Annotated in this window: 29 protein-coding genes; 17 read left to right on the top strand and 12 right to left on the bottom strand. The window is 62.4% G+C overall.

Annotated features, from left to right (window positions below; all coding sequences use genetic code 11):
• Nucleotides 1-4: 4 nt before the first annotated feature.
• Nucleotides 5-871 (bottom strand): NAD(P)-dependent oxidoreductase, encoded by an 867-nt coding sequence (locus G3I74_RS00885; protein ID WP_164209120.1) that lies wholly within the window; start codon nucleotides 869-871, stop codon nucleotides 5-7.
• Entirely contained in the window at nucleotides 868-2742 is a 1875-nt protein-coding gene (gene speA, locus G3I74_RS00880) for a biosynthetic arginine decarboxylase (protein WP_164209118.1), read from the bottom strand. Before speA ends, G3I74_RS00885 begins: the two co-directional genes overlap by 4 nt.
• A gap of 115 nt (nucleotides 2743-2857) precedes the next feature.
• On the opposite strand from speA, the gene speE reads away from it, so the two are divergent.
• Nucleotides 2858-3694, top strand: a complete 837-nt coding sequence (speE, locus tag G3I74_RS00875; RefSeq protein WP_164209115.1) for a polyamine aminopropyltransferase — start codon at nucleotides 2858-2860, stop codon at nucleotides 3692-3694.
• A 1-nt stretch (nucleotide 3695) separates the two neighbouring features.
• On the opposite strand, the gene G3I74_RS00870 is transcribed toward speE, so the two are convergent.
• The 3 genes from G3I74_RS00870 to G3I74_RS00860 are packed head-to-tail and all read right to left on the bottom strand — an operon-like array spanning nucleotide 3696 to nucleotide 5843.
• Entirely contained in the window at nucleotides 3696-3971 is a 276-nt protein-coding gene (locus G3I74_RS00870; RefSeq protein ID WP_164209112.1) for a type II toxin-antitoxin system RelE/ParE family toxin, read from the bottom strand.
• Nucleotides 3968-4240, bottom strand: coding sequence for a CopG family ribbon-helix-helix protein (locus G3I74_RS00865; protein ID WP_164209109.1), 273 nt, complete (start codon nucleotides 4238-4240; stop codon nucleotides 3968-3970). The genes G3I74_RS00870 and G3I74_RS00865 overlap by 4 nt, the downstream gene beginning before the upstream one ends.
• 55 nt (nucleotides 4241-4295) lie before the next feature.
• Nucleotides 4296-5843, bottom strand: a complete 1548-nt coding sequence (locus G3I74_RS00860) for a gamma-glutamyltransferase (protein WP_164209105.1) — start codon at nucleotides 5841-5843, stop codon at nucleotides 4296-4298.
• Between the two features lie 225 nt (nucleotides 5844-6068).
• On the opposite strand from G3I74_RS00860, the gene G3I74_RS00855 reads away from it, so the two are divergent.
• Nucleotides 6069-6308, top strand: coding sequence for a type B 50S ribosomal protein L31 (locus G3I74_RS00855; RefSeq protein WP_164209102.1), 240 nt, complete (start codon nucleotides 6069-6071; stop codon nucleotides 6306-6308).
• Here G3I74_RS00855 and G3I74_RS00850 read toward each other — a convergent pair.
• Nucleotides 6296-6838: an RES family NAD+ phosphorylase gene (locus tag G3I74_RS00850; RefSeq protein WP_338063034.1), complete on the bottom strand. Its 543-nt coding sequence runs from the start codon at nucleotides 6836-6838 to the stop codon at nucleotides 6296-6298. The genes G3I74_RS00855 and G3I74_RS00850 overlap by 13 nt on opposite strands.
• A complete protein-coding gene (locus G3I74_RS00845; RefSeq protein WP_164209099.1) occupies nucleotides 6825-7193 on the bottom strand; it encodes an antitoxin Xre/MbcA/ParS toxin-binding domain-containing protein in 369 nt (122 codons plus the stop codon). The genes G3I74_RS00850 and G3I74_RS00845 overlap by 14 nt, the downstream gene beginning before the upstream one ends.
• Before the next feature lie 81 nt (nucleotides 7194-7274).
• On the opposite strand from G3I74_RS00845, the gene rpmE reads away from it, so the two are divergent.
• The 12 genes from rpmE to G3I74_RS16070 all read left to right on the top strand — a co-directional run bounded on the left by rpmE (nucleotide 7275) and on the right by G3I74_RS16070 (nucleotide 15783).
• Nucleotides 7275-7406 (top strand): 50S ribosomal protein L31, encoded by a 132-nt coding sequence (rpmE, locus tag G3I74_RS00840; RefSeq protein WP_164209095.1) that lies wholly within the window; start codon nucleotides 7275-7277, stop codon nucleotides 7404-7406.
• 337 nt (nucleotides 7407-7743) lie between these two features.
• Nucleotides 7744-8250: a GspH/FimT family pseudopilin gene (locus G3I74_RS00835; protein WP_164209354.1), complete on the top strand. Its 507-nt coding sequence runs from the start codon at nucleotides 7744-7746 to the stop codon at nucleotides 8248-8250.
• Complete coding sequence (gene pilV / locus G3I74_RS00830) at nucleotides 8241-8723, top strand: type IV pilus modification protein PilV (RefSeq protein ID WP_164209093.1); 483 nt, start codon at nucleotides 8241-8243, stop codon at nucleotides 8721-8723. The genes G3I74_RS00835 and pilV (G3I74_RS00830) overlap by 10 nt, the downstream gene beginning before the upstream one ends.
• A gap of 17 nt (nucleotides 8724-8740) precedes the next feature.
• Nucleotides 8741-9769, top strand: coding sequence for a PilW family protein (locus G3I74_RS00825; protein ID WP_164209090.1), 1029 nt, complete (start codon nucleotides 8741-8743; stop codon nucleotides 9767-9769).
• Nucleotides 9766-11007: a pilus assembly PilX family protein gene (locus tag G3I74_RS00820; RefSeq protein WP_164209087.1), complete on the top strand. Its 1242-nt coding sequence runs from the start codon at nucleotides 9766-9768 to the stop codon at nucleotides 11005-11007. Before G3I74_RS00825 ends, G3I74_RS00820 begins: the two co-directional genes overlap by 4 nt.
• A 255-nt stretch (nucleotides 11008-11262) precedes the next feature.
• A complete protein-coding gene (locus G3I74_RS00815; RefSeq protein ID WP_164209084.1) occupies nucleotides 11263-11652 on the top strand; it encodes a type IV pilin protein in 390 nt (129 codons plus the stop codon).
• Complete coding sequence (locus G3I74_RS00810) at nucleotides 11637-12146, top strand: pilus assembly FimT family protein (RefSeq protein WP_164209081.1); 510 nt, start codon at nucleotides 11637-11639, stop codon at nucleotides 12144-12146. Before G3I74_RS00815 ends, G3I74_RS00810 begins: the two co-directional genes overlap by 16 nt.
• Nucleotides 12146-12571, top strand: a complete 426-nt coding sequence (gene pilV, locus G3I74_RS00805; RefSeq protein ID WP_164209078.1) for a type IV pilus modification protein PilV — start codon at nucleotides 12146-12148, stop codon at nucleotides 12569-12571. The genes G3I74_RS00810 and pilV (G3I74_RS00805) overlap by 1 nt, the downstream gene beginning before the upstream one ends.
• 1 nt (nucleotide 12572) lies before the next feature.
• Complete coding sequence (locus G3I74_RS00800; protein WP_164209075.1) at nucleotides 12573-13166, top strand: PilW family protein; 594 nt, start codon at nucleotides 12573-12575, stop codon at nucleotides 13164-13166.
• A gap of 52 nt (nucleotides 13167-13218) precedes the next feature.
• Nucleotides 13219-14571 carry a pilus assembly PilX family protein gene (locus G3I74_RS00795; RefSeq protein WP_164209072.1) on the top strand — a complete coding sequence of 451 codons (1353 nt, stop codon included), beginning with the start codon at nucleotides 13219-13221 and terminating at the stop codon, nucleotides 14569-14571.
• Nucleotides 14572-14617: 46 nt separating this feature from the next.
• Nucleotides 14618-15643, top strand: a complete 1026-nt coding sequence (locus tag G3I74_RS00790) for a sensor histidine kinase (RefSeq protein ID WP_164209069.1) — start codon at nucleotides 14618-14620, stop codon at nucleotides 15641-15643.
• A 17-nt stretch (nucleotides 15644-15660) separates the two neighbouring features.
• The gene (locus G3I74_RS16070) at nucleotides 15661-15783 is read left to right on the top strand and encodes a hypothetical protein (RefSeq protein ID WP_275401418.1); all 123 of its coding nucleotides are present in this window, start codon (nucleotides 15661-15663) and stop codon (nucleotides 15781-15783) included.
• Between the two features lie 5 nt (nucleotides 15784-15788).
• On the opposite strand, the gene G3I74_RS00785 is transcribed toward G3I74_RS16070, so the two are convergent.
• From G3I74_RS00785 to rph, 5 genes are all read right to left on the bottom strand, one after another.
• Nucleotides 15789-17087 (bottom strand): MFS transporter, encoded by a 1299-nt coding sequence (locus tag G3I74_RS00785; RefSeq protein WP_164209066.1) that lies wholly within the window; start codon nucleotides 17085-17087, stop codon nucleotides 15789-15791.
• A gap of 6 nt (nucleotides 17088-17093) precedes the next feature.
• Complete coding sequence (locus tag G3I74_RS00780; protein WP_164209063.1) at nucleotides 17094-20708, bottom strand: S8 family serine peptidase; 3615 nt, start codon at nucleotides 20706-20708, stop codon at nucleotides 17094-17096.
• A gap of 9 nt (nucleotides 20709-20717) precedes the next feature.
• Nucleotides 20718-21872: a radical SAM family heme chaperone HemW gene (gene hemW / locus G3I74_RS00775; RefSeq protein WP_164209060.1), complete on the bottom strand. Its 1155-nt coding sequence runs from the start codon at nucleotides 21870-21872 to the stop codon at nucleotides 20718-20720.
• Nucleotides 21873-21985: 113 nt separating this feature from the next.
• Complete coding sequence (gene rdgB, locus G3I74_RS00770; RefSeq protein WP_338063031.1) at nucleotides 21986-22582, bottom strand: RdgB/HAM1 family non-canonical purine NTP pyrophosphatase; 597 nt, start codon at nucleotides 22580-22582, stop codon at nucleotides 21986-21988.
• Entirely contained in the window at nucleotides 22572-23294 is a 723-nt protein-coding gene (gene rph / locus G3I74_RS00765; protein ID WP_338063030.1) for a ribonuclease PH, read from the bottom strand. Before rph ends, rdgB begins: the two co-directional genes overlap by 11 nt.
• A gap of 93 nt (nucleotides 23295-23387) precedes the next feature.
• On the opposite strand from rph, the gene G3I74_RS00760 reads away from it, so the two are divergent.
• Genes G3I74_RS00760 through rpoZ form a run of 3 tightly spaced genes read left to right on the top strand, consistent with a single transcriptional unit; the run spans nucleotide 23388 to nucleotide 25178 of the window.
• On the top strand, nucleotides 23388-24260 hold the full coding sequence (locus G3I74_RS00760) for a YicC/YloC family endoribonuclease (RefSeq protein ID WP_164209053.1): 873 nt from the start codon (nucleotides 23388-23390) through the stop codon (nucleotides 24258-24260).
• Nucleotides 24250-24891, top strand: coding sequence for a guanylate kinase (gene gmk, locus G3I74_RS00755; RefSeq protein ID WP_164209050.1), 642 nt, complete (start codon nucleotides 24250-24252; stop codon nucleotides 24889-24891). Before G3I74_RS00760 ends, gmk begins: the two co-directional genes overlap by 11 nt.
• A 14-nt stretch (nucleotides 24892-24905) precedes the next feature.
• Nucleotides 24906-25178: a DNA-directed RNA polymerase subunit omega gene (gene rpoZ / locus G3I74_RS16165; protein ID WP_164209047.1), complete on the top strand. Its 273-nt coding sequence runs from the start codon at nucleotides 24906-24908 to the stop codon at nucleotides 25176-25178.

Here is a 25178-nt window from a genome sequence, read left to right as displayed (position 1 = left end):
AGACCTACTGCCGCTTCAGCCGGATCAGGGCGGAGATATCCTTGCCTGGCTCGCCCTGCGCGACGAGTTGGCCGTAGTCGGCAATCGCCTGACGTACCACGCTGGAGTCGAAATCCGCCTCTTCGCACAGGCTGCGGCAGATCTTGAGGTCTTTCAGCAGCAGCGCCGGGGCGAAGCCGACGTCGAACTCGTCGGCCAGCATGGTGCGGCCGCGTTTTTCCAGAAACCAGCTGTTGGCCGCTCCGCCGGAGAGCAGCTCGAGCATGTGCTCGCGCGGCAGGTCCAGCTTGTCCATCAGGGCCAGGGCCTCGCACACCGCCTCGGCGATGCCGGAGACCATGAGCTGGTTGACCGCCTTGGCCGACTGCCCGCTGCCGGCATGACCCAGGTGATGGGTGACCCGGGCGTAGGCCGAGAGCTGCGGCTGGACGGCCTGGAAGGTGTCCCAGTCGCCGCCGGCCATGATCGCGAGCTGGCCCTTGACCGCGCCCTCGACCCCGCCGGTGACGGGCGCGTCGATAAAGCCGACCTCGTGCTCGGCCAGCCGGGCTGCCAGTTTGCGCGCGGTGGCCGGGCTGACCGTGGAGTGGTCGACTAGCACCTGGCCGGGCTTGAGCGCCGGCAGCAGTTCCTCAACCACCGCCTCCAGGTCCTCATCGGCCGAGACGCACAGCATGATGACCTGGCAGCGCTCGGCCAGCGTGGTCAGGGTGGTCGCGGCGAGCGTGTCCGGGTGCTGCTCGGCAAAAGCGCCGGACTTGCTCAGGGTGCGGTTCCAGACGGCTTTCAAATGCCCGGCGGCATGCAGGTGGCCGGCCATCGGCCAGCCCATGGCGCCGAGTCCGATCCAGCCGGTATTGGCTTCGCTCATGGTTTGGTCTCCAGATAGGTGTAGGCCGACAGTCCCTCGGCCAGCAGGCGTTCCAGCATCTCGGCCTGATCGCGTTCCAGCCCGGCCGCCGAGACCTTGGCCCGGCAGGCCGTCATCAGCGCGCGCGGATCGTAGCCGCACAGGGCCAGCAGCATATCGGCCGAATCACCGGAGCGGTTGTTGTCCAGGCGCAAGGCCTGGCCGTCCAGGCTGACATCGACGCTGTCGGTGTCGCCGAACAGGTTGTGGATGTCGCCCAGGGTTTCCTGGTAGGCGCCGGCCATGAAAATTCCCAGCAGATAAGTCTCGCCGGGGGCGATTTCGTGCACCGGCAGGGTCGGCTCGAGCAGGCCGCGATCGACGTACTGATCGATCCGGCCGTCGGAATCGCAGGTCAGGTCCTCGAGCACGGCGCGCGCGGTCGGGACTTCGTCCAGTCGGGCCAGCGGCACGATCGGAAAGACCTGGTCGATGGCCCAGATGTCGGGCAGCGACTGGAAGATCGACAGGTTGATGAAGTACTTGTCCGACAGCTGGTAGCGGATGCGGTCGCGCAGCTCGCGGTGGCGGCGGTGCTCCGGGTCCAGGCGCGTGCCGACGGCCTCAAGGATCGCGTAGTACAGCGGCTCGATCCGCGCCCGGTCGGCCAGGCTGAGGTCGCCATACAAAAACAGATTTCGACCTTCCTCGAGCAAATGCTCTGCTTCCAGAAAGAGCTCTTCGGGCTCGTGTCGGTCGAGCCCGCCGAGGACCTCGAACAGCCCGCGAATGACGGCGTGATCGTCCTCACCGGGCCGGCCCGGCGTGCGCGGCAGGCGCTCGGTGGCGGTCACGTTGGTGATCAGCACGGCGTGGTGGGCGGTCAGGGCGCGGCCGGATTCGGACAGCAGGTGCGGCGGGGTCAGCCCGCGCTCGCGGCACAGCTCGGCAATGCCGGCGACGATGGCATGGGCGTACTGCGCCAGCGAGTAGTTCATCGAGCAGAAGCTGCGCGTGCCGCCGCCCTCGTAGTCCACGCCCAGACCGCCGCCGATGTCGAGGTAGCGGACCTTGACCCCGGCCGCGCTCAGCTCGGTGAAATACCGGCCGGCCTCGCGCACGCCGCGCTGGATGTCGCGCAGGTTGGAAATCTGCGAGCCCATGTGGAAATGCAAAAGGCCCAGCCAGTCCAGGCAGCCGGATTGGCGCATGGCCTCGACCAGGTCCAGCAGCTGGCTGGCGGCCAGGCCGAACTTGGCCCGCTCGCCGCCGGTGTTTTGCCAGTTGCCGGCACCCAGGGAGGCCAGGCGCAGGCGCACGCCCACGGTCGGGGTCACGCCAAGCGCATTGGCCTCGCGCTCGATCAACGGCCATTCGCCCGGCTTTTCGATCACGATGACGGGCATCAGCCCCAGCTTGATCCCGCTTAAGGCCAGGCGGATGTAGGCGGCGTCCTTGTAGCCGTTGCAGATGATGGTGGTGCCGGGTCGGCTGACGGCCAGGGCGGTGATCAGCTCGGGCTTGCTGCCGACCTCCAGCCCCAAGCCATCCAGTCCGGCCAGCGTGCGCACCACCGTGGCCTGCTGGTTGACCTTGATCGGGTAGATCGGGGTATAGCCGGCCGGGTAGTCGGCCTCTTTCATGGCCTGGGCGAAGGCTTGTGTGAGCTGACCGGCGCGCTGGCGCAGGATTTCCGGAAAGCGCACCAGCAGCGGCAGGCGCAGGCCCTGGGCTCGGGCCTGTTCGACGACTTCGGCCAGGGCAACGCCTTCACCGGAGTCCAGGCTCGGCCGGGCCAGCAGGCGCCCGGCTGCATCGATATCGAAAAATCCCTCCGACCAGCGCGCCATGGCGTAGCGACGTCGGGCCTCGGCAACGGGATCGGGCTTCATGGCAGGTCTCGACAATGACGCGATGGGCAGCAGCCGGGATTGTACCGCCCGACCATGAGCCACGCCGCATCCGCGGTAAGATGCCGCTTCCCGCATCTGCCCCGGAGTCCGCGCCATGCTGCCCGCCAACGAAAAGTGGTTCACCGAAGTCTGCAAGGAGGCCGGCTCGGCCATTTCCTGGGGTATCGACGCCCACCTGGCCCACGAGACTACCGATTTCCAGACCATCGACGTCTACCGCACCACCCAGTGGGGCAACCTGATGGTCATCGACGGCTTCGTGATGCTGACCAGCCGGGACAACTTCCTTTACCACGAGATGCTCACCCACCCGGCCCTGTTCAGCCACCCGGACCCGAAGCAGGTGGTGATCATCGGCGGCGGTGACTGTGGAACGCTGCGCGAAGTCCTGGGCCATCAGGGCGTCGAGTCGGTCACCCAGGTCGAGATCGACGAGCAGGTCACCCGCCTGGCCGAGCAGCATTTCCCCGAGCTGTGCGAGCGCAACGGCGACCCGCGCGCGCGGCTGATGTTCGACGACGGCCTGGCCTATATCAAGAGCATCGCTGCCGGCAGCGTGGATGTGATCATCGTTGATTCCACCGACCCGATCGGCCCGGCCGAAGGCCTGTTCGGCCCCGGCTTTATCGCCGACTGCTTTGCCGCCCTGGCCCCCGGCGGCATCCTGGTCCAGCAGAGCGAATCGCCCCTGCTGCACCAGAAACTGATCGGCGGCATCCGCGCCAACATGGAACAGGCCGGCTTCGACGACATCCGCACCCTGGGCTTTCCGCAGCCGTGCTACCCCTCGGGCTGGTGGTCAGCCACCCAGGCCCGCAAGGGCGGCACCATCGAGGCGGTCAGCCCCGAGCGCTTTGCCGCCAGTGGCATCCAGACCCGCTACTTCAACCCCGGCGTGCACGTGGGGGCGTTGGCGACGCAGCTGCCTTGAACTAACGGTGTTCCCGGGTATGCCACAGGCGCAAGATATAGATGGTCGAGCCCTGAATTTCGTAACGAAGCTCGTATTCACGAACGAGAATGCGCCGGACCTCACGCGGCTCGAAATGAAACAGCTGTTCCCCAAGGCGTGGGTTGGCCAGCAACACTGCGGGTGCTCTGACGAGCGCCTGCACAGCCTTGGCTGCGGCGGGTTTGTTGACTGCGGCAAGAAAGTCGTGCAGGCGTTTCAAGTCTGCAACGGCTTCGTTGCTCCACGACAGTTTCATTTGCGCGGTACCGGCAACTCCTGATCTGCACCAAGGCTGTCAGCCCACTCCAGCACAGTCTCATGATCAATGACTCGCCCGGCATCAACGTCGGCCAGAGCCATGTGCGTGAGACGATCGCGCTCGTCCTCCTGCGCAATCCAGCTGGCCAGCGCCTGCTTGACGACCCAGCCGCGCGATCTCTCAAGGCGCTCGGCCATCACATCAACCCTTTCCGCCAGTGGTACCGGTATATGAGCCGTCAACACTCGGGTGTCAGTCTTCGCCATGGTTGAGCCTCGGTCGTGATTGGATTTGAATAGTACTTAAGCAGATTGATTGAAGTCAACGATCGCCCACCGCTGCATGCCCCCCACGCCGGCTGTCGGCGGCGGCTGAATCGGGGCCGGCGGCGTGGACGCCGCCGAAGAACAGGTTGCGTTCGGGCCAGGCGCGGGCGTCGCGGAAGTGCTGCATCAGCCAGTCCTGGGCTTCGGGCGGCCAGCGCTCGGCCAGCTCCACGCTCAGATGACCGCGCTCCAGGTGAATGCGCGGGGCGTTGACGGCGGATCTCAGGTCCATGCCGAAATCGATCAGGTTGCAGATCACCTGGGCCAGGGCCGTGCGGATGCGGTTCGATCCGCCGCTGCCGAGCAGGTAGCGGTGCTCGCCGCGGCGGATGATGGTCGGCGCCATCATCGAGGCCAGGCGGCGGTTGACCGGCCAGTTGTGGAAGCCCGAACGGTTGAGGTCTTCTTCGCCGAGCATGTTGTTCATGATGATGCCGGTGCCTGGAATCACGTAGCCCGAGGCCTCGCCGTTGGACAGGGTCAGGGCCACGGCCAGGCCGCGCCCGTCGTCGATGCTGATGTGGGTGGTTCCGCGCCGGCTGACCTGGTGCGCATGGCCACTCAGGCCGGCAAACGCCGCGCGCAGGGCGCGATCCGAGGCCAGCATTTCGGGCTGTTCGAGCCGGGTGCGCAGGTCTTCGGACTCGGCCATGGCCAGGCACAAGGCCTGCAGATGCGCCGGCGAGCCGAAGCCGCCGCGGCGCGGGCCCAAGTGCAGGGCCAGGCGCTGACAGGCCAGGGCCAGCATGATGCCGCCGAAAGCCGGCGGCGGGGTCGACCACAGCACCGCGTCCCGGTAGCGCCAGCGCAGCGGCCTGCGCCAGCGTGCGCGATAACCGGAAAGATCTTCCAGCCGCAGGTGCCCGCCCTGCTCGACCGAGTCGCGCGCCAGCCGCCGGGCCGCCTCGCCCTGGTAGAACAGCGCCGGCCCTTCACGCCCGAGCGCTTCCAGGAAATCGGCCAGCTCGGGATTTTGCAGAGGGTCGCCTTCGTTCGGCAGTGGCGCGGTCCGGTCGGCCAGGCCGAACACGCGCGCGCCCGGATCGGTGGCGCGCACGATCGGCTCCAGGATGGCCAGGGTAAAAGCCTGCACGCGGTTCAGCGTCAGCCCGTCGCGACCCAGGCCTACGGCGGGGGCAACCAGTTCGCTCATCGGCCGGCTGCCGTAGCGCTGGTGCAGGGCAAACAGGCCGGCCACGACCCCGGGCGTGGCGATCGAGGCCATGCCGACGTGGAATTCCTGGGTGTCGGGGCCGAAATTGCCCACGATGGGGTAGAAATCCAGCTCGCCGCTGCGCCGTCGACGCGGGCTCTGGGCAAAGAAATCCAGCGCCAGCGGCGCCTGGCCGTCGCGCTGGACCAGGGCATGCCCGCCGCCGCCCAGCGAACACAGCAGCGGCTCGGCCAGGCTGGCCGCCAGCGCTGCGGCAACGGCCGCATCGGCGGCGTTGCCGCCGTCGTCGAGCACATCCTGCGCCGCGCGGGTGGTCTGCGAATGCCCGGTGGCGATGCGCCACGACCAAGATGGGGGAGAGCTGGCCATAACCCCTATTGTAGGCGGATGGTGCTCCGGTTCAGCGGCGTAGAAGCCGACGCTGCAGCAGGCTTTGCCTGTCGCGTCTGCCGCCGACCACCAGCATCACGTCAACGCTGCGAACAGCGCCTGCATGACAATCCTCGACAAGCCGTCGCGCAAATCGCTTGAATCCGGGCAGAGTCTGCGGGATAATGCGCGGCTATCTTCGAACTCCTGCACAGGTTTGCCGTCATGAAGGCCGATATCCACCCGAACTACCGCGAAGTCGTTTTCCAGGATCTGTCCAGCGATCTGGTCTTCAAGACCCGCTCGACCGTCCAGACCAAGGAAACCATCGAATTCGAAGGCCAGGAATACCCGCTGGTCAAGGTGGAAGTCTCCAGCAAGTCCCACCCCTTCTACACCGGCAAGCACAAGATCATGGACACCGGCGGCCGCGTCGACAAGTTCAAGAAGCGCTACGGCAAGTAAGCGCTCAAGCCCTCTGGCGCCGCCAGGCGCCCTTCTTCGTCAATGCACTCAATCCGGTGCGGATGATTACGGCTCCAGCGCCAGGCTACGAAATTGGCGGCTCTATCCGGTGCGCCCGGCGCGACGCTTGGCACGAGAATGCCGGCAACCCCGGTCTCGATCAGTTGCCGTGCCAGCTCATGTGTCGGCGGAACTGCGTTGCGGGCCATGATCTCTTCCCAGGCACAGGCTAGGTCTTCACCCGAGACTCCTGCAGATTCCCGCGCCGCAGTATCGCGAAGATCAACGATGCGCTCGCAGTCAATCTGATACGCGCAGATCGTCAGGGGCTGAGGTTTGAAGGGAAACGCTTGCTGGCCTTCGGCCCAAGCCCCTTCGGGCGTCAGCGACAGGTACAGGGCCGGCATTCCACAGGGATTGAAGCGCCCGCCATGAAGGCGCGCGCCCTCGCCGGACTCCGGATCCCAGGCCCAGCGCGGGTCGTGTGCTCGAAAAGCCTGCCCCTGAAACCGAATCTCAGGTATAGCCACCGACGGCAACTCGCGACAGGTAGGCACGAACGGCCTCTCCACGGCCGGCCTTGACCAGGTCCTCGGCCGTCAGGCCTCCGAACGAGGGCAGGGGCTGGGAGCGGTACCAGGCGAATGCCGCCTGCACCGTGCCCGTCCAGGGAATGACACGGTTGATGATTTCGACGATTTCGCCAAGTCGGCGTTGAGTCCGCAGAGAGGCGAGTCGGGACTTTTTCGAGACCGCATCTCGGGGAAGGCCCGCGGCCGCCGCCAGCTCGGTCTTGTTGACGTGCAGGTACTCGACCAGTTCGTCAACCGCGATCATCCCGTCACGACCATAGCCCTTGGCCAGAAAATTGGCTGTTGGTTGCATAAGTGCTCACAGGTTGACCTATTACCAGGGCATTTTATGCGGCATATGGAAGATCTGCAAGCGTTTTAAAGACCACGCAGCGTGAGGAGCCTGATCAGCAACGCGACTTCGGAAGTCTCCAGCAAGTCCCACCCCTTCTACACCGGCAAGCACAAGATCATGGACGCCGGCGGCCGCGTCGACAAGTTCAAGAAGCGCTACGGCGGCAAGTAAGCCGACCGCGCCCATGAAATTTTGAAGGGCGTTTTCCGTATTTCATGGTGCAGCGGATATTTTCCGTTCCTCGTCCGCCTCCAAATCGCCCGCCCTCCGGGCTCCCGCTCCGCGACAAACGCTGACCCTGTTGGTCAATTTGCACCGCGCGGTTGCGTCATGAGCCCAGAACAGGCAGATTTTTCCAAAAAGTCTCTTCGAAAAAAAGTTCTGTTGTTTAGACAGTTAGTTAAGGGCCATTCCAGCAAGTCTGGCGTGGTTTTTTACGGCCACGTTCTAAAGTTTGGCATTTTAGTTGCATTTGGGACTGCAGGACCGGATTTCATCGCGACTGACAATGCCTTTGCACAAGACGACAAGCTATCGCACGCAACGCGGCCTGACGCTGGTCGAGCTGATGGTGACGGTGGCCGTGCTTGCCATCCTGGCCAGCATTGGTATCCCAGGTTTCCAGGCGCTGGTGGCGCAGAACCGGGCCACCAGCACCGCCAACGATTTGCTGGCCAGCCTGCAGTTTGCCCGCAGCGCGGCCATCGCCAACGGCCAGGACATTACCGTTTGTCCCGGCGCGACCGATTGTACAAGCGGTGGTCAGTGGGAAGGCGGTTGGATCGTTCTGGGCGAGGACGGATCCGGAAACCCCGAAATTCTGCGCGCCCAGGCATCGCCGGGTTCCTCGATCGACATCGACGGCGCTGAGGAATGGGTGTTTTCCAATACCGGCACCCTGGAGGGCCAGACCATTATCGATTTTGATATCCAGGTGGCATCGGCTGAGCGCACGGTCTGCATGTCGCTGGCCGGCAACGCCCGAATTATCGATGGAGACGAGACATGCCCGTGATTCGTCCTCGTCCCAACCGCACGTCTTCAAGTCGGGCTGCCGGCTTCACCCTGATCGAGATTCTGGTCGCAGTGTTGATCTTGTCGTTCGGTCTTCTGGGCCTGGCCGCGCTCAACCTGACCGGTCTGCAGGGCAGCCAGGCCAGCTACGAACGCTCGGTGGCCGTGATGCAGGCCAATGACCTGGTCGAGCGCATGTGGGCCGGACTCTGCGACCTGTATGACGACGATGGCGATTTTGTCGAGGCCGAGGCCGACACCATCAAGGCTGCCTGGGAGGCGCAGCAACAAGGCACGCTGGCCGGGACCGGCTGGTCCAGCCCGGCCCTGGATTACCAGGACGCCGCCGACTCGGTGGGTACCGTCATTGAACTGACCATCCGCTGGAACGAGCGCACGGCCCGCGACGGAGAGCCCGCGACCATCGAGTTCGTCCACAACTTCCGTCTGCCCCGGGTCGACTGCTCGACATGAACAAGGAGACTGACCGCATGAGCTCCAGATTCCCCCGCCCTGCAAACCGAAATCAAGGCTTCAGCCTGGTCGAGTTGATGGTGGCCATGGCCCTGAGCCTGATCGTGATCAGTGCCATCATTGGCGTTTTTGCCGCCAACCAGCAGACCTCCCGCGCCCAGGCCGACCTGAACAACGCCCAGGAGGCGTTTCGGTTTGCCTCGCACACCATCAAGCGGGTGGTTCGGCAGGGAGATGAGATTGAAACCCCGGCAAGCGGTGAGTGGCTGAAGGTGGTCATCAGGCCGGAAGGTGAAAATGGCTACAAGGACTGCCTGGGACGTGAGATCACCATTGAGACGACCAACACCTTCAGCATCGTTGATGGCAACTTGCGCTGCTCGGCCGCCAACGCCGATGGCACCCTCACCGAAACCATCGTCGGTGGACTGGATGCAAGCAATTCGGTCGTGCTGTTCGGCCAGGCCAGCGATCAGTACTGGGCAGACAACGACCAGTGGAAAGTTCCCGCTTCAGTCACCGACTGGGACGACGTGCGCAGCGTCAACGTCAGCCTGGCGATGCTGGATCGCTCTGGGCAGAGTCACGGCCGCGTGGGCCGTTTCTCAGCGACCATGCGGATGCCTGTTCTGGAAGAAGCCTCGGGCATTGGCGGGGCGGGCGGGTCGCCGGGTGGCGGGAGCGGCACCAACGGCAGCGAAGGCGCAGGCAACGATAGTAATGACGAGAATGATGGGTCGGATGCCAACGATCAAACCGATGACACTGGTGGCACCGACGACGACGGAAATGACGATGGAACCAACGAAGATGACGGCGATGGCGACGGGGGTACTGATGGTAACAACGACGACGATGGCGATTCAGCCAGCGGTTCACCGGATCCTGGGACCTGCCAATGTTTGTTCAAAAACAAAGGCTCGACCCTGATATCTGATCCGAGCAACGCGGAGTCATGCTCAAACAACTGTTGCGACGCTAACGAACCCGGCGGCAATATCAAAAACAATACCTCATTTTCTATCTCTGCGGGAGTCTGCCAATGACGCGCATGACCAATCCATCGTTTCAAAACAGGCAACAGGGCGTCGCACTTGCCATCATCCTGATACTGTTGTTCATCGCGACCCTGGTCGGTATAACCGGCATGAATGCCGGCCTGATGCAGGAACGGATGACCGCCAACACCAACAACAAGGCCATCTCCTTTATGGCTGCCGAGGCCGGTGGTGCGCAGTTCTGGGATTGGCTGCAGCAGGAATTTGCAGACGGAACGCTGGACTGGACCGACGACGATTGGCGCACTGGTTGGACGAATGCCTTGCCGGCCAGCCTGCCACAGAACCCGACCCCGAACGTTGGCGCCAGCGGTTATTTCTGGATCGATCCGGCCCTGTCGTGGACCGACGACGATGTAACCGTCACTGTCCGCGGCGTTTCACTCACCGGCAATGAGGTGCTGGCCCAGACCGCGCTGGCGGTGGAATTCGAACGGCCGCAGTCCGGTGGCATGCAGATCAACCCGGCTTTCTTTAAGGGCATGCTGGCCAACGAAAACATCACCACCAACGGGAAAGCGACCTTTCAAGGTAGCATTCATGCCAACGGAAATTTTACGAATACTTCCGGTAACAGTGAGCTTAAGGATCGCCAGGGGATTGATGAGAACGGTGACCCAGTAACTATTGAAAATACCATTACGGCCCAGGGCGAAGTGGATTTTGGAGGAAGTACACCTCATGACCCCAATGACCCATCAAGTTCCCCACGAATCCAATCAAATGCGCAAGAGATAGATGTTCCGTCGGCAGCCGAGTTTATTGACGAAACCAAAGGCGACGGCAACGTTATTGAGACCTGCGAAACTGATGACCTCCCAGACGATGGTGATGGCGGCGGCGTTATTTACTTTTGTGACGGCGATCTGACCCTCCCCAAACAACAGGGATTGTCAAATGTAACTTTCATGGCCTCCGGTGACATCACCCACCGTGGTAGGTCTTACTTGGGAGCAAATAATGAACTTTCGGTTGCCTTGATCTCGGGTGGAAATATCACGTTGAACGGCCGAAGTGACATGTATGGTGTTTTCTGGGCAGAGGGCAATGTTCGCCAGAATGGCCGAGGGAGCCTTGGCGGTTCAATAGTTGCCGGCGGCAACATCCGTCTACCGGGCAATTTCACCTATGAACAAAGCGATAGTTTTTCCAACATTCTTCCCTTGCCGGAAGCGCCTGGCCCTGTCAGCGCTCTAGCTATGACCCGCTGGCAGGAAATCCATTAGGACACCGGTGCCACGGGTGTCATCTATGGCGCGCTTTAGCTGACGCCCCCAATGGCCGACCTTGCGGAAACTCCCCCTGAGGAGTGCCGCCATGACCGCCTGTCCACCAAACAACCCCGCCCGTCGGCCCGCGCTTGGATTAGCAGGGGCGCGGGCGTATCCTCAAATTGCAGGTTTCCGTTCCGCCCGGCCAATGGTGCCGGGCCGGCTGTTGGGCCATAATCAGAGCCTGACATCCCGCAATTGAAGGCCAAAATGATGAAAGTTCGTGGATTTACGCTGATTGAATTGATGATCGTGGTGGCCGTGATCGCCATCTTGGCCGCGATTGCGATTCCTTCTTATCAAAATCAGGTGCAGAAGACGCGGCGGGCGGATGCGCAATCGTCCTTGCTTAATGCTGCCCAAGTGCTTGAACGTTGTTTCACCCGTAAAAATGTGTACAACGACTGCCCGACTGTGACGGGCCCTACCGACGATGGTTTTTACACGATTTCCTTCGCGGCTGGCCCCACCGCGACGACCTATACCCTTCAGGCGGTTCCACAAGGTTCACAGTCAGACGACCCGTGCGGAACATTCACGCTCAAACAAGACGGTGAACGCGACGCCGGTAGTGATAACGACAGATGCTGGGGTTCGTGATGGCGCGAAATTTTCTAAAACAAATTCCAGTAGGAATAACGCTCATTGAGCTTATGGTTGTCATTGTTGTGGCTTCAATACTCATTACACTAGCAACTCCGGGCTTACAAAACTTTATTAGAAATAATCGCGTAACCGCGCAAAGTAATGAGTTGAGCTCATTGATCGCTTATGCACGGAGCCAGGCAAGTGCAAGTGTCAATGGATACCAGCTGATAAAAACAACGGGTTCGGACAGTTGGACAGTGGAGGTACAAAATTTAGATTGTTCGCCAGCTTGTGTTGTGAAGCAGGTAACGTTTGAGAATACTGATTTGACTGCAGAGAGTGGTTCTCTACCGCTGATTTTTAATGACCGCTCCGTATTGTCTTCTGGAGAAGTAACCCTGGCTGTTGAGCACGAGCCCTGCAGTGGGCAGCGTCAGCGCGCAGTGCTCAACATTTTAATAAGTGGATCTGTGAGACGAACATTCGAAAGTTGCTCGGGAACCTAATGAACACACAAGTGAAAATTTGCAGAACGCAGCGGGGCCTTACCTTAATTGAAGTTTTGGTGGCCGCATTGGTCCTAGCTATTGGACTTGCGGGACTTGCTGGATTGAATCTCAGATCATTACAAGCATCCCACTCTGCGTACTTCAGCTCAATCGCCAGCATGATTGCGATTGATGCGGAAGAGCGTGCCTGGCTGGAACTCGGTGAAACTGGCAGCTACAGTCTTTCTGACATTGAGTCCGACGTGCTTGCAGAGTGGTCATTTACTAATCTTCCGCAATTGGATGTCGAGATCAGTCAAGTAGCGACAGGAAATGGCTGGATAGACGTTGACATTGAAATCAGCTGGGCAGACTCCCGTTTCGGTCTAGCCGACGATGCTGAAGAGTTTGCTTATAGAACGAGACTGCCGGTAGCGCCCTGACATGAATCCAATAAAAAAAGATTTAGCTCCAAGAGGATTCAGCTTGGTTGAATTGATGGTTTCGCTGACCCTCAGTGTGTTTCTGATTGGTGGTGCAATTTTATTAGCTGGCTCCGGTGCAAGCTCAGCAAGAGATGCGGAAGAGATGGCCCGAGCTCAAGAGAATCTTCGATTTATATCGAACTTTCTCGTTCAGGAACTACGGATGACGGGATCTTTCCCCCTGGTGCCCAGCCCGCCTTCAAAATTTTTCTCGCTACCATCATCAACATCCGTAGAAGTAAATTATGAAGCAAGTACTAATTGTCTGGGACAAGACACAGCACCAACAAATGGCATAGCCACAAACACTTATTCTCTTGTGGGTACACAGCTTCGATGCGATGGTGGCCAGGGCCTTGTAGGTACGATGCTGGAGGGCATATCAAGCCTCACGTTCACTCAAACCCTTGCTTCGGACGGGGTAACACCTATTGGACTGACAATTGACGTCGCTCTAGAAGATGATCCATTTCAAGAAGATGATCCATTTCAAGATGTCAATTACAGATTTGTCGTAGCGTTCCGGAATCCTGTAATCCGAGAGGTTTTCTGAGCCTTTATGACTAAGACCCCAAACAAAGGCATTAATATGCGAGGACAGCATCATGAACGTCAAACAATTTAAAGCTGAAAAGTCCAAAGGCGTCGCCTTGGTTATCGCACTAATAATTTTAGTCGTGCTTACCGTGCTTGGCGTGGCAATGCTTAATAGCTCGAGTTTGCAGGAGCGCATGTCTGGAAATCAGAAGCGGATTGCAGAATCGAGCATGGCAGCGGAAGGTGCCTTACAAGAGCATATCGGCTGGTTGCGAGCTGATCCCGATGCCAACTGGGGGGCAGTGCATCCAAGCTTGAGTACGTTTGTAAGCTACGGAGCTGGGCCAAACTCGAGATTTATAATTGACTCATGGCAGTCATTCACAAGTCCGGCTAGTTCGTGTTCAAGCGTTGATAGCAGATGTATCCTTAATGTTCGAGGTCAGTCATTTTCTGGCCAGGATGTACTTGCAGAGACTCAGTTAAGAGCAATTGTGCGTTATGACTCATCATTAATTCCACTGGGTGGCGATAAGGACATTTGGACGAACGGCACCATTAGAATTAACGGCAATGCATATTTAACAAACACGTACATACATTCCGATGGCAACTTGGAGGAGGTCCGGATAACGGGCGGCAATACGATATTGACTAATTCGCGAGTTACTGCGAATGGCACAACAAATATCAATCTGGATCCAGACGGAGATACAGATAGATGCATAGACTGCGCAATAATTGAAGACGCAGGCTTAGTGCTTCCTCCACCTAATTTTGTCGACCGAATTGAAACATGGCGCAATGAAGTGGACACAGACGTGGCTGCTGGAGGAGTTGGTGAAGTCACGTTTACGGAAATTAATGACCAAGGGGTGTTTGAACCATATCCTTTTGGTTCGGCTGATGCCGTCCCAATCTCAAACGACATTAACAATTTCGGCGGCACTGCCTCCGTCAATTGTAATTCGGCATCTACATATTCCTTGGATCTGTCGAACTATTCCGCTGGTGATGTCGTCTTTGTTAACGGCAATGTATCGATTAGTGGGGGTGGTGGTAATTCGACCTTTGAGAATATGACGGTCATTGCAACGTGTGATATGGAACATAACGGTGCCATCCGCCAAGGTGGTGGCGGTGAAGTTAATAACGTATTTTACGCTGGCGGGGATATGACGTTTAACGGTTCCACAGGGAACGATCCTGATACGCCGTTTGATGGTCGATTTTTTGCTGGTGGAGATATGACGCAGAATGGCAATTCTGTTTTAAGTGGGCAAATTATCATGAATGGCGATCTCAGATTAAACGGCTCTTTTACATTTGTTGGTGCCAGTTCTCTTGGGGGTGGCGCGGACACCTCTACCGGTACTGGTGAGGTGGTCTTACTGGATTGGGGGCAAGTTTGGAATAGCTGATAGTCTTTCAGTTATAGGCGTGAGATAATGTGAGTTTAGTTGGCCAATGCTCATCAAGAAAGCCTCGTTTTTTCTTCCAGCGAGGCTTGTCTTGTATTTTATTTTTATCGTCATTGCCTTTTCTGCCGGTTTCTCTCTTTCTGTAACCGGCGGGTTTGTAGAAGCCACTAATACGTTTGTAAGAGTACTTTTGTTCTCTACGTGGTGTGCGATTCTCAGCTTGTTGATAGGAGGTTTGTCATTTTCTGAACAGGTGAAGAATTCTCTAGTTGATATTTCCATCCGCGCGTTTGCAGTCTTGCCGGTGTTTGTAATCGGTTTTTCTTATACGGTAAACGTCGACCCTAAATTTGAAATTTTGTCTGATGAGCAGTTAGCAAGCGGCTCGTTATATTTTGTAATTCGGAATGGTCTGCTTTCAGCTATTATGTCAGCGGTATCCATTTGGTTATTGAGGATGATAAAGTCCCGGCGCCTGTCTTGGCGCGCCGAATCTTTATCAAAGTTGCTTGAACTCCAATCCCGAATCCGCCCCCACTTTCTTTTCAACACCTTAAACACCATCTCCAGCCTGATCCACGACCACCCCGACCAGGCCGAGCAGGCGACGGTGGATTTGTCGGATCTGCTCCGGACAGGCTTGAAGGAAGATGCCACCCACGCCTTGTCCGATGAGATCGAGTTGATCGAGGGCTACCTGCGTATCGAGAAGCTGCGGCTGGGGGACCGGCTGAACGTCGACTGGCAGCTTGGCGAGGGCTTGCCGCTGGATCAGCAGATGCCGCCGCTGCTGCTCCAGCCCCTGGTCGAAAACGCCGTGATCCACGGCATCTCGCGCCGGGCCGATGGCGGGACGCTTCGGATCGAAGGCCGGCGCATCCGCTTCGGCCGCATCCGTTTTACCGTCACCAATCCGCTGGCCGATACCGACAGCCGGCCGGTTGAGGGCAACCACTCGGCCCTGGAAAACATCCGCCAGCGCCTGGCCCTGGCCTACGAGGAGCGCTACGGGCTCAAGACCCGAATCGAAGGCGGGCAGTTCATCGCCGAGCTGACTTTTCCGATCACCTGACAGACAGCGCACCGCGTGTGCCGTTGTGGGCCGCGGCGCCGATGCACACGGTGCCGGCGGTGGGCGTGATCGTGACCGTACCCCTGGATTTGAGCATGGCGCGTGCCGGGGCGGTGATCGAGCGGTGCGATTCGTTCTGAATCCGTCAGCTTCTGTCGGTCGTGCTGTCTTCCGAGACTGGCGTGGCTTCGTCGTCGCCGTCCTGGACGGTCTCCTCGATTTCTTCTACCTGCTCGGGATACATCTCCAGCGCCACCGGGCTGGTGGCGAACTGCGGGATGTAGTCGCTCTGTTCGGCCGCCGCGACCGGCTCGCTGACGATCATGCGGTAGCGGGTGAAGATGGCCGGGATCAGCGCGGCGACGGCCAGGAACGGCAGGAAGGCCATCGGCCCGATCCACTGCATGAAAAAGCCGGCCAGGATCGGTCCGACCACCGCCCCGCTGCCCCAAAGCAGCTGCAGGCTGGCGGTGGTTTCCAGCATCTGGGCGTAGTCGACGTGGTCGTTGGTGTGGGCCACCGCCAGCGAAAACACGCTGAAGCTGACAGCGCCATACAGGAACCCGCCGAGCAACACCCAGCCGGTGTCGATGCGGGTCAGCCACAGCGCGGCGATAGCGGCCAGGGTAGATGACAGGCAGACCCACATCAGGACCAAGCGGCGGTCGAAGCGGTCGGACAGTTTGCCGACCGGCCACATCATCAGGATCCCGCCCAGAATCGTCAGGCCCATGAAGCCCGCGATCCCGCGCGTTCCCAGTCCGATGCCGCTGGCAAACACCGGCCCCAGGCCCCACAGCGCGCCGGTGCCCAGGCCGGCGAACAGGCTGCCGATCACGCCTGACGGTGAGACCTCATAGAGCTTGCGCAGGCCCAGCCGCTCGACGTCCTCGATGACCGGCTCGCGCACGCGCGTCAGGGCCACCGGCACCAGCCCCAGCGACAGCAGCACCGACGCCAGGGCGAACAGGAACAGGGTGTCGACATCGCCGGCCAGCAGCAGGACCTGCCCCAGGCCCAGCCCGAGCAGGGTGGTCGTCATGTAGGCTGAAAACACGTGGCCGCGGCTGTCGTTGGCCGTCTTGCTGTTGAGCCAGCTTTCGATGGCGATGTACATGCCGACGATGCAAAAACCGGTTACCGCCCGGCCCAGCATCCAGCTGACCGGGTGGACCACCAGGCCGTGGGTCAGGGTGGCGATGGAAGCGATCGAGGCCAGCGCGGTGAAGATGCGGATGTGGCCGACCTGGCGGATCATGCCCGGTACGACCAGCGTGCCGGCCACGTAGCCGGCAAAGTACACCCCCATGATCAGGCCCAGCATGGCGCTGGAAAAGCCTTCCAGCCCGCCGCGCACCCCCAGCAGGGTGCCCAGCAGACCGTTGCCGATCAGGATGATGGCAATACCCACCAGCAGCGTGGCGATGGCGATGATGGCTTGCATGGCCTTTTAGTCGGTCTCGAAGCGGTCCTGGAAGATGCGGGAGCCCTGGATTGGCGCGCTGTCGCTCACGGTTTCGATGGGCTGTTTGATCAGGGTGATTACGACTTCGTCCCAGCTCATGAGTTCGCCGCTGGCAAAGTCGTTGCGGAATTCGAATTGCCAGAAACCCTCGTCGGCGACGGGCGCGCCCGGATCGCTGAACAGGGTGGGATGCTCGCTTCGGTAAGCGCCGTCGCTGCTGGAGTCCTCGCCCTCGAACTCCCACGGCTGATCAGACGCGGTCTCAAATCCCCCAAGGCTGGCGCCACGCCCGTCCGGTGCGCTGATGACCAGACGCAGGTCGGAAGCGAAACTGGGGCTGTCGGTGATGCCCGTGACGGTCCCGGAAAACGCCAGGCCGACCACCGATGAGGCGCTGGTCAGGCCGGCGGCGGCTTCGCGCACTTCGGTCTGCAGCGTGCCGAGACTGAATCCTTCCAGGGCCAGTGATTCGTTCGCGTTCAGGCTGGCGCGAAGCGCAAAATCGCCGTCGACTTCGGCGCTGATGCCCAGATCCTCAAAGGTCGCAACGCCGGCATTGGCCCGGCTGACCAGGGTCCCGGTCAGGCCGGTGCCGTCGGGAGCCTGATCGAGGCTGAGTTCGACCAGGCTCTGGTTGTCACCGGTCATTCGCTCGCCGTCGGCGTCGAGGATTTCGACCTCGATCGGCGCCACGAACCCGCCTTGGCCGTCCGGGTCGGGCTGGGTGACGAATCCAAGGGCTGAGGCGGGGCCGGTCTCGGTCTCGATCGAGAAGGTTTCTGACACCGTGCCGGCGCCGCAGGCGTTTTCACCGCGCACGCGCCAGTAATAGGTGCTGCCGGGTTCCAGCCAGCGCTGGGGCTGCCACGCCGGGACTTCGAGTACCCGCTGTTCCAGCGGATTGCTGAAATCCGGGCTGCTGGCCAGTTCGAAGCGGTACTGTTCGGCCCCGTCCAGCGCCGTCCAGGCAAACCCCGCGGCGATGGAGACGGGTTCTTCCGAGGATGGAGAAACGGCGTCCGGGCCCGTGCTTAACGGGGCATCCAGTCCAAGATCGAGAATGCTGCTGATGCTGCCGGCCTCGACGGACGAGCCCTCGATCAAAACCCGATAGTCGCCGGCCTCGACGGCCTTGGTTTCGACCGACAGCGTTGTGCTGAAAGCCGGAAGCTCGGTGACAGCTTGCAGATCCAGCGTGCCGCCGAAGCCGTCCAGCGCCTGCGCGGTCAGGCTGACGGGTTCTTCGAATCCCAGCACCGAGCGCACGGTTGCCTGCGCGGTCAGCGGGCCCTCGTCCACGCACCCGCGCAAGGCTTGCGGCGACAGGCTGAGGGTGAAATCCGGCGCACGCTCGCAGTTGACGCAGGCCAGGGCAAAGTCCTGCGCCGGCACGCCGGGGTTCCAGGGGTCGATGGCGTCGGCGGCCAGGTTGGCCGCCAGCACTTCGATCCGCACGGGCTCGCCTTGATGCTGGTCGGCGGCGAGAACGACGCCCTCCAGGTTATTGGCCGGGTCCGGGCTGGTGCCGGTGATCGAGAAGCCGTCGGTGCCGAAGCCGTTGCCGTATAAAGACACCCCCTCCTGATGAACGATCAGATCCAGGTCGTTGACCCACGCCGGCATGGTGCCGCCCAGACCGTGGCCGGGGGCATCGCTCCATGCCAGCATGACCTGCATGGGCGCGGTCGGATCGACGGGGGTGAAACGACCGGTCCAGGCCTGGCCGGTGGCGTTGAAAATGCGCGTCTGGTCGAGCATGAACACCTCTTGATCCGGACGCAGGACGGCCTCGGCGTCCAGTCGGCCCCAGCCCTGCTTGCGGTCGGGCCGATGCTCCAGAACAAGACCATCGGCGTCGCGAAAACCCTGGAGGTCGCGGGCGCTGGCGGTCAGCCGGGCCTTGATCAGTGCCGGGCTGGGTGTGGCACCGCCGTGGCTTGCGCGGTATTGCTCGACAAACAGCGCGGCGGCGCCGGTGACCACGGGCGAGGCCATGGAGGTGCCGCAGAAGTTGCTGCTGTAGGCGTCGTCGGCGGTGGCGATGGGGTTGTCGGTGGCGCAGCCCGGCGCGATCAACTGCGGCACCCGACGCCCATCGCAGGCCGGGCCGTGGGCGCTGTTGGCCGAGATATCGAACAGGCCCGGGCGCTGGCTGCCGTCACCGAACTGCATCTTGCTCGAACCAACGGCAAGCACGTTCTTGGCCTCGTCCGGGGCGCCCAGCGAGGCCGGGGCGCATACGCTGTCGGGGTTGTCGCCACCGCCGTTCATGATCGACCACACCGGCAGGATGGGCGCCGGATGGCGTGCATCGGGCAGGGCGTTGCGGGTGACCAGGTCGACTTCCCGGCTGGGGATGTCATAGCCCTGTGGCGTGCCGCTGGGACCCCAGGAATTGTTGGCCAGCACTGCCCCACTGAGCGCGGATTCAGCAAAAATGGTCAGCATCCCGCCGGGCAGCATGCCGGCCGGCCCGGCTGCCAGGAGTGGCGGGTAGCGCTGCTGGACCAGGCGGGCGCCGGGGGCCATGCCCAGGCCGCGCAGGAACCCGGCATCGTCAAGGGTGTTGCTTGCCCCTGTACCCGCTATCGCACCGGCGACATGCGTGCCATGGTCGTCGTTGGCCTGGCTGCAGGAACTCGGGGTGGTGGTGCCGGGTGCGCAGTCGACGAATCGTCCGGCCAGGTCCTGATGGGTCTGGCGAACGCCGGCATCGACGACGGCCACCACTACGCCGTCGCCGTCCAGGCCGATGGCGTTCAACCAGTCGCGGTAGCCGGGCTCCAGCGTTTGCCCGGGCGTGCGGAGGGTGACCACCGACTGGTTGGCCATCTCGCCACGCGGGCCGGCGTCCTGGCTGACCTGTTGGACGGTCAGTACGCCGGCGATGGCGAGCAGGTCCGGGTAGCGTGCCGGTTCGACCTGCATATCGACGACGAACAAGCGACCGCCCACCGCCCGCCAGTCGCGCACGCGCGCGCCGGCCTTGCGCATGGCGGCCAGGGTTGCGTGCGCAGCAGGCCCGTAGATCATTGCCCGGGCGTGTTCGTGTGGATCCGGTGTGTTTCGAAGTGGATGCACGCGCGTGCTGCTGGGCAGGGACCCGGCAAAGCGCACCGGATGACCGCTTCGGGCATGGCTGGGCGGCAGCTGATCCTCGCGGCCCCAGACCAGGTAGGCGTTGGGTGCGATGAACTGCATCGGTTCCAGTCCGCGAGCCCGCAGGCTGTTCAGCCAGGCATGCTTCACGGGACCGCGGAACTGGACCAGGTGGAATCCGGATTCTTCAGGATCAGCGGTCACTCGGCGGCCAGCGTCAGGCAGTGTTGCCGGGTCGGTCGTGCGGCCCGCCACGGGCATAGAAAACGGCCGCTCTTGCCGGTGGATGCGCGAAACACCGCGGGCGGCGTCCGGCAGCACCCGCTCCGGCATCCAGACGAAGGCGCCGTAGTCGATGGCCTCATCCGGCAGCTGCGCCCGCAGCATCGTGTCCGGTTGATCGATGCGCACCCAGACCTCGTCGGCCAGGGCCCGGGATCCCGGAAGAAAACCTAGCAGTGCCGCCAGGGCGACCGCCAGCATGTTGTGTCGAAGACCCATCAGGGAAGTCTACCCCTCAGGCAGAAACAGGACCTGCAGATCGTTCAGATATCGATTGCCGCGTGCACTGACGCTGTAGCGTTCGCCGGACCGCTCCAGAAGCCCCAGCGCCAGCGCGCGGTCCAGCCGTGGGGTGACCTGGCTGGCGGCAATGCCGGTCAGGGCGCTGAATTCGCCGACGTCGAACGGCTCGCCCAGCCGCAGGCGGTTGAGGAAATACTCGAAGATGCGGTCTTCGGCGCTCAGCGTTTTCTCCTCGGCCATGAAGCTGGCGTCTTCCAGCGCCTTCAGGTACGGCCGCGGATGGGACTTGCGGCGGGTGCGAACGATCCGGTCTTCGGCCGGCAGGGTGATCTTGCCGTGGGCGCCGGCGCCGATGCCCAGGTAATCGCCGAAGCGCCAGTAGTTGAGGTTGTGGCGGCTGATCGCGCCGGGCCGGGCCCAGGCCGAGACCTCGTACTGATCGAACCCGGCCTCCGCCAGTCGCTGCCCGCAGGCCTCCTGCATGTCCCAGGCGGCCTCCTCGTCGGGTAGCGTCGGCGGCCGCGCCGCGAAAACCGTGTTGGGCTCGATGGTCAGGTGATAGTGCGACAGATGCGCGGGCGCATAGGCCAGGGCCTGCTCGACGTCGTTGACGGCCTCGTCCAGGCTCTGGTCCGGCAGGGCCCACATCAGGTCGAGGTTGAAGTTGTCGAAACCGGCCGCGCGCACGGCCGCGATCGCGCGCCGCGCCTCGTCGCCGCCGTGAATCCGGCCCAGGGTCTTGAGATGGCGATCGCTGAAGGTCTGGATGCCTAGACTGATGCGGTTGATGCCGGCCGACCGGTAGTCCTCGAAACGGTCATGCTCGATGGTGCCGGGATTGGCCTCCATGGTGATCTCGGCGTCCGGGGCCAGCGTCAGCCTTGCGCGCACCCCCGACAGCAGCCGATCCATCGCCGCGGCCGGGAACAGGCTCGGCGTCCCGCCGCCCAGGAAGATGCTGTGCACCGGCCTGCCCCAGACCCGCGGCAACTCCAGCTCCAGGTCGGCCAGCAGGGCGTCGATGTAGCGATCCTCGGGTAGCTCGCCGTTGAGCGCATGCGAATTGAAATCGCAATAGGGGCACTTGGCCACGCACCAGGGGAAGTGGATGTAGAGCGATAGCGGAGGCAGCTGGAGCACGGGGAGATTGTAAATGCAAGGGTTCAGGTTGCAGGTTTCAGGGTTCAGGTTTCAGGGTTCAGGGTTCAGGAAAGGCTTGCCGAGGCCACCCCTGAAACCTGAACCCTTAACCCTTAACCCTTCAAATCTTCAATCAAGGCCTTGAGCGCCTTCCCGCGGTGACTGACCTGGGCTTTTTCAGCCATCGAAAGCTCGGCGGCGCCGGCGCCGAGCTGGGGATCGAAGAACAGCGGGTCGTAGCCGAAGCCGCCCTTGCCGCGCGGGGCTTCCAGGATGGTCCCGTGCCAGGTGCCGCTGACGATGATCGGGGCCGGGTCGCGGTGGTGGCGCAGCAGGACCAGGCAGCAGTAGAACCGGGCGGATCGATGCTCCGGCGTCACGCCGGTGAGTTTTTCCAGCAGCAGGTCATTGTTGTCGCGGTCGCTGGCGCGGGCGCCGGCAAAACGCGCCGAGTAGATGCCGGGCTGACCCTTGAGCGCATGGACGACCAGGCCGGAATCGTCGCCCAGGGCGGGCAGCTTCGCCACCCGGGCGGCCGCGCGCGCCTTGAGCAGGGCGTTTTCGACAAAGGTCAGCCCGGTTTCGGCCACCGGCGGGATCTTGAACTCCGACTGGGCGTGGACTTCGATATTCAGCGGCTCGAACAGGTGCCGGAACTCCTTGAGCTTGCCCTTGTTGCCGCTGGCCAGGACCAGCTGCTCAAGCGCCACTGAGCGCGGCCTCCTGGGCCTGGATCAATTCGTCGACGCCTTTTTCGGCCAGGGCGAGCATGGCGTCGAGCTCGTGCCGATGGAATGCATGGCCCTCGGCGGTGCCCTGGATTTCGATCAGGCCGCCGCCGTCGTTCATGACCACGTTCAAGTCGGTGTCGGCGGTCGAATCCTCGGCGTAGTCCAGGTCGAGCACGGCGTCGCTGCCGAGCATGCCCACCGAGACCGCGGCGACCCGGCCGTGGATGGGGTTGCGCTTGAGCTTGCCGGCGTCGAACAGCCGGTCGACGGCGTCGACCAGGGCCACGTAGGCACCGGTGATCGAGGCGGTGCGGGTGCCGCCGTCGGCCTGCAGGACATCGCAGTCCAGGGTAATCGAGCGCTCGCCGACGGCTTCCAGGTCGATGACCGCGCGCAGGCTGCGGCCGATCAGGCGCTGGATTTCGAGCGTGCGGCCACCCTGTTTGCCGCGGCTGGCCTCGCGCTGGTTGCGGGTGCCGGTCGCGCGCGGCAGCATGCCGTACTCGGCCGTGACCCAGCCCTGGCCCTTGCCCCTGAGCCAGGGCGGCACGCGTTCTTCCACGCTCGCGGTGCACAGCACGCGCGTGTCGCCGCAGCTGATCAGCACCGACCCTTCAGCGTGCATGGTGAAATGGCGCTCGATGACGACCGGGCGCAGCTGATCGGCGGCGCGGCCTGAGGGTCTGGTCACGATGCATTCCTTTCCTGTTTTGCGGGCGGCAAGGTTACCATGTCGTTCCGGGCCCAGACCCGCAAACCCACCGCCGGATACCCTTAAACGACCATGATTCGAAGCATGACCGCCTACGCGCAGCGCTCGCTGCAGACCGACCGCGGTCAGTTGACCTGGGAGCTGCGCTCGGTCAACCAGCGCTACCTGGACCTGCATCTGCGTCTGCCCGAGGAGTTCCGCGTGCTCGAACCCCAGGTGCGCGACGCCCTGAAGCAGACCCTGAACCGCGGCAAGGTCGAGGCCAGCCTGCGCTTTCAGCCCGACCCGGGCGCCGAATCGGCCCACTTGACGCTCGATACACAGCTGGCCCAGCGCCTCGGTCATCTCGTCCGTGACCTGGCCGCCCAGACCGGCAGCCATGCCGCCGAACCGGATCTGGTCAACCTGCTCGGCTGGCCAGGACTGGTCACCCACGAGCGCCTCGATTTCGAGCGCGAGCACGTGGCCGCCGTCGAGCTGCTCGGTGAGGCGCTGCTGGCGCTGGTGGCGGCGCGTGAGCAGGAAGGCGCGGCGATCGCGGCAATGATCGAGGAGCGCCTGGCCGGCATCGAGCAGCAGGTGGCCGAGGTACGCGCCCACCTGCCCGAAATCCGCGCCGGGCTGGATCAGCGTTTGCGCGAGCGCCTGGCCGCGCTGGAACAGCCGGTCGACCCCGGCCGGATCGAACAGGAAGTCGTCCTGGCGCTGCAGAAGCTCGACGTCGACGAAGAGCTCGATCGCCTGGGCGTGCACGTGGCCGAGATCCGGCGCGTGCTCGGGCTGGACGAGCCGGTGGGCCGGCGCCTGGACTTTTTGATGCAGGAGCTCAACCGCGAGGCCAACACCCTGGGTTCCAAGGCCGCAGTGGTCGAGACCGGCCAGGCGGCGGTGGAGCTGAAAGTGCTCATCGAGCAGATGCGCGAGCAGATCCAGAATGTCGAGTGACGGCGAGTTGTACGTGATCGCCGCGCCCAGCGGCACCGGCAAGACCAGCCTGCTGCGCGCGCTGCTGGCGCGTCTCGATCACCTGGCGCTGTCGGTTTCCGATACCACCCGGCCGCCCCGGGTCGGCGAGATCGACGGCGAGCAGTATCACTTCGTCGACATCGAGACCTTTCGGGGCGGCATTGAACAGGGCCGCTATCTGGAGTACGCCGAAGTCTTTGGCAACTACTACGGCACCGATCGTTCCCGGGTCGAGGCGCTGTGGGCGCGCGGCCGCAGCGTGCTGCTGGAAATCGACGTCCAGGGCGCGGCCCAGGTCGCGCGTCACTTTCCCGAGGCCTGCTCGATCTTCATCCTGCCGCCCTCCATGGCCGCCCTGGCCGAGCGTTTGCGCAGCCGCGGCTCGGACGCCGAGGAGGTGATCCGCCGCCGCCTGGGCGAGGCCCGTCGGGAGATCGAGGCCTGCCGGGATTTTTCCTGGATGGTGGTCAACGACGACTTCGATGCCGCCCTGGCCGAGCTGGTGGCGATCGTTTCGGCCTGGCCGCAGCGCAGATCGCGCCAGAACGCGCACGTTCAGTGCCTATTGGATGAAGCCGCCGGCAGCATTACAATAGACGGCTATCCGTAGAAAAAGAGCCGGTCATGGCACGAGTTACCGTAGAAGACTGTATCGACGCAGTACCCAACCGCTTCGAGCTGGTGGTCACCGCCGCCCAGCGCGCCCGAATGATTGCCAACGGCGCCGATCCGCTGGTCGAGGAGTCGTCCGACAAGCCGACCGTGATCGCCCTGCGCGAGATCGCCGACGGCGTGGTCGACGACGAGAACATCGGCGAACTGCAGGCCGATCTGGACGCCCGCCTGGCGGCCATGCAGGCCGAGGTGCCGCCACCGCCGCAAGACGACGACGACTGA

The sequence above is a fragment of the Wenzhouxiangella limi genome (assembly GCF_010499265.1).
In the GTDB taxonomy this organism is placed as follows: domain Bacteria; phylum Pseudomonadota; class Gammaproteobacteria; order Xanthomonadales; family Wenzhouxiangellaceae; genus Wenzhouxiangella; species Wenzhouxiangella limi.
This window is presented reverse-complemented; position numbering and strand designations above follow the sequence as displayed.

Excerpts from the sequence above, each read along its gene's own strand:
- G3I74_RS00885 (WP_164209120.1), bottom strand. The coding sequence starts at position 871 with ATGAGCGAAGCCAATACCGGCTGGATCGGACTCGGCGCCATGGGCTGG.
- speA (WP_164209118.1), bottom strand. The coding sequence starts at position 2,742 with ATGAAGCCCGATCCCGTTGCCGAGGCCCGACGTCGCTACGCCATGGCG.
- speE (WP_164209115.1), top strand. The coding sequence starts at position 2,858 with ATGCTGCCCGCCAACGAAAAGTGGTTCACCGAAGTCTGCAAGGAGGCC.
- G3I74_RS00870 (WP_164209112.1), bottom strand. The coding sequence starts at position 3,971 with ATGAAACTGTCGTGGAGCAACGAAGCCGTTGCAGACTTGAAACGCCTG.
- G3I74_RS00865 (WP_164209109.1), bottom strand. The coding sequence starts at position 4,240 with ATGGCGAAGACTGACACCCGAGTGTTGACGGCTCATATACCGGTACCA.
- G3I74_RS00860 (WP_164209105.1), bottom strand. The coding sequence starts at position 5,843 with ATGGCCAGCTCTCCCCCATCTTGGTCGTGGCGCATCGCCACCGGGCAT.
- G3I74_RS00855 (WP_164209102.1), top strand. The coding sequence starts at position 6,069 with ATGAAGGCCGATATCCACCCGAACTACCGCGAAGTCGTTTTCCAGGAT.
- G3I74_RS00845 (WP_164209099.1), bottom strand. The coding sequence starts at position 7,193 with ATGCAACCAACAGCCAATTTTCTGGCCAAGGGCTATGGTCGTGACGGG.
- G3I74_RS00835 (WP_164209354.1), top strand. The coding sequence starts at position 7,744 with ATGCCTTTGCACAAGACGACAAGCTATCGCACGCAACGCGGCCTGACG.
- pilV (WP_164209093.1), top strand. The coding sequence starts at position 8,241 with ATGCCCGTGATTCGTCCTCGTCCCAACCGCACGTCTTCAAGTCGGGCT.
- G3I74_RS00825 (WP_164209090.1), top strand. The coding sequence starts at position 8,741 with ATGAGCTCCAGATTCCCCCGCCCTGCAAACCGAAATCAAGGCTTCAGC.
- G3I74_RS00820 (WP_164209087.1), top strand. The coding sequence starts at position 9,766 with ATGACGCGCATGACCAATCCATCGTTTCAAAACAGGCAACAGGGCGTC.
- G3I74_RS00815 (WP_164209084.1), top strand. The coding sequence starts at position 11,263 with ATGATGAAAGTTCGTGGATTTACGCTGATTGAATTGATGATCGTGGTG.
- G3I74_RS00810 (WP_164209081.1), top strand. The coding sequence starts at position 11,637 with ATGCTGGGGTTCGTGATGGCGCGAAATTTTCTAAAACAAATTCCAGTA.
- pilV (WP_164209078.1), top strand. The coding sequence starts at position 12,146 with ATGAACACACAAGTGAAAATTTGCAGAACGCAGCGGGGCCTTACCTTA.
- G3I74_RS00800 (WP_164209075.1), top strand. The coding sequence starts at position 12,573 with ATGAATCCAATAAAAAAAGATTTAGCTCCAAGAGGATTCAGCTTGGTT.
- G3I74_RS00795 (WP_164209072.1), top strand. The coding sequence starts at position 13,219 with ATGAACGTCAAACAATTTAAAGCTGAAAAGTCCAAAGGCGTCGCCTTG.
- G3I74_RS00790 (WP_164209069.1), top strand. The coding sequence starts at position 14,618 with ATGCTCATCAAGAAAGCCTCGTTTTTTCTTCCAGCGAGGCTTGTCTTG.
- G3I74_RS00785 (WP_164209066.1), bottom strand. The coding sequence starts at position 17,087 with ATGCAAGCCATCATCGCCATCGCCACGCTGCTGGTGGGTATTGCCATC.
- G3I74_RS00780 (WP_164209063.1), bottom strand. The coding sequence starts at position 20,708 with ATGGGTCTTCGACACAACATGCTGGCGGTCGCCCTGGCGGCACTGCTA.
- G3I74_RS00760 (WP_164209053.1), top strand. The coding sequence starts at position 23,388 with ATGATTCGAAGCATGACCGCCTACGCGCAGCGCTCGCTGCAGACCGAC.
- gmk (WP_164209050.1), top strand. The coding sequence starts at position 24,250 with ATGTCGAGTGACGGCGAGTTGTACGTGATCGCCGCGCCCAGCGGCACC.
- rpoZ (WP_164209047.1), top strand. The coding sequence starts at position 24,906 with ATGGCACGAGTTACCGTAGAAGACTGTATCGACGCAGTACCCAACCGC.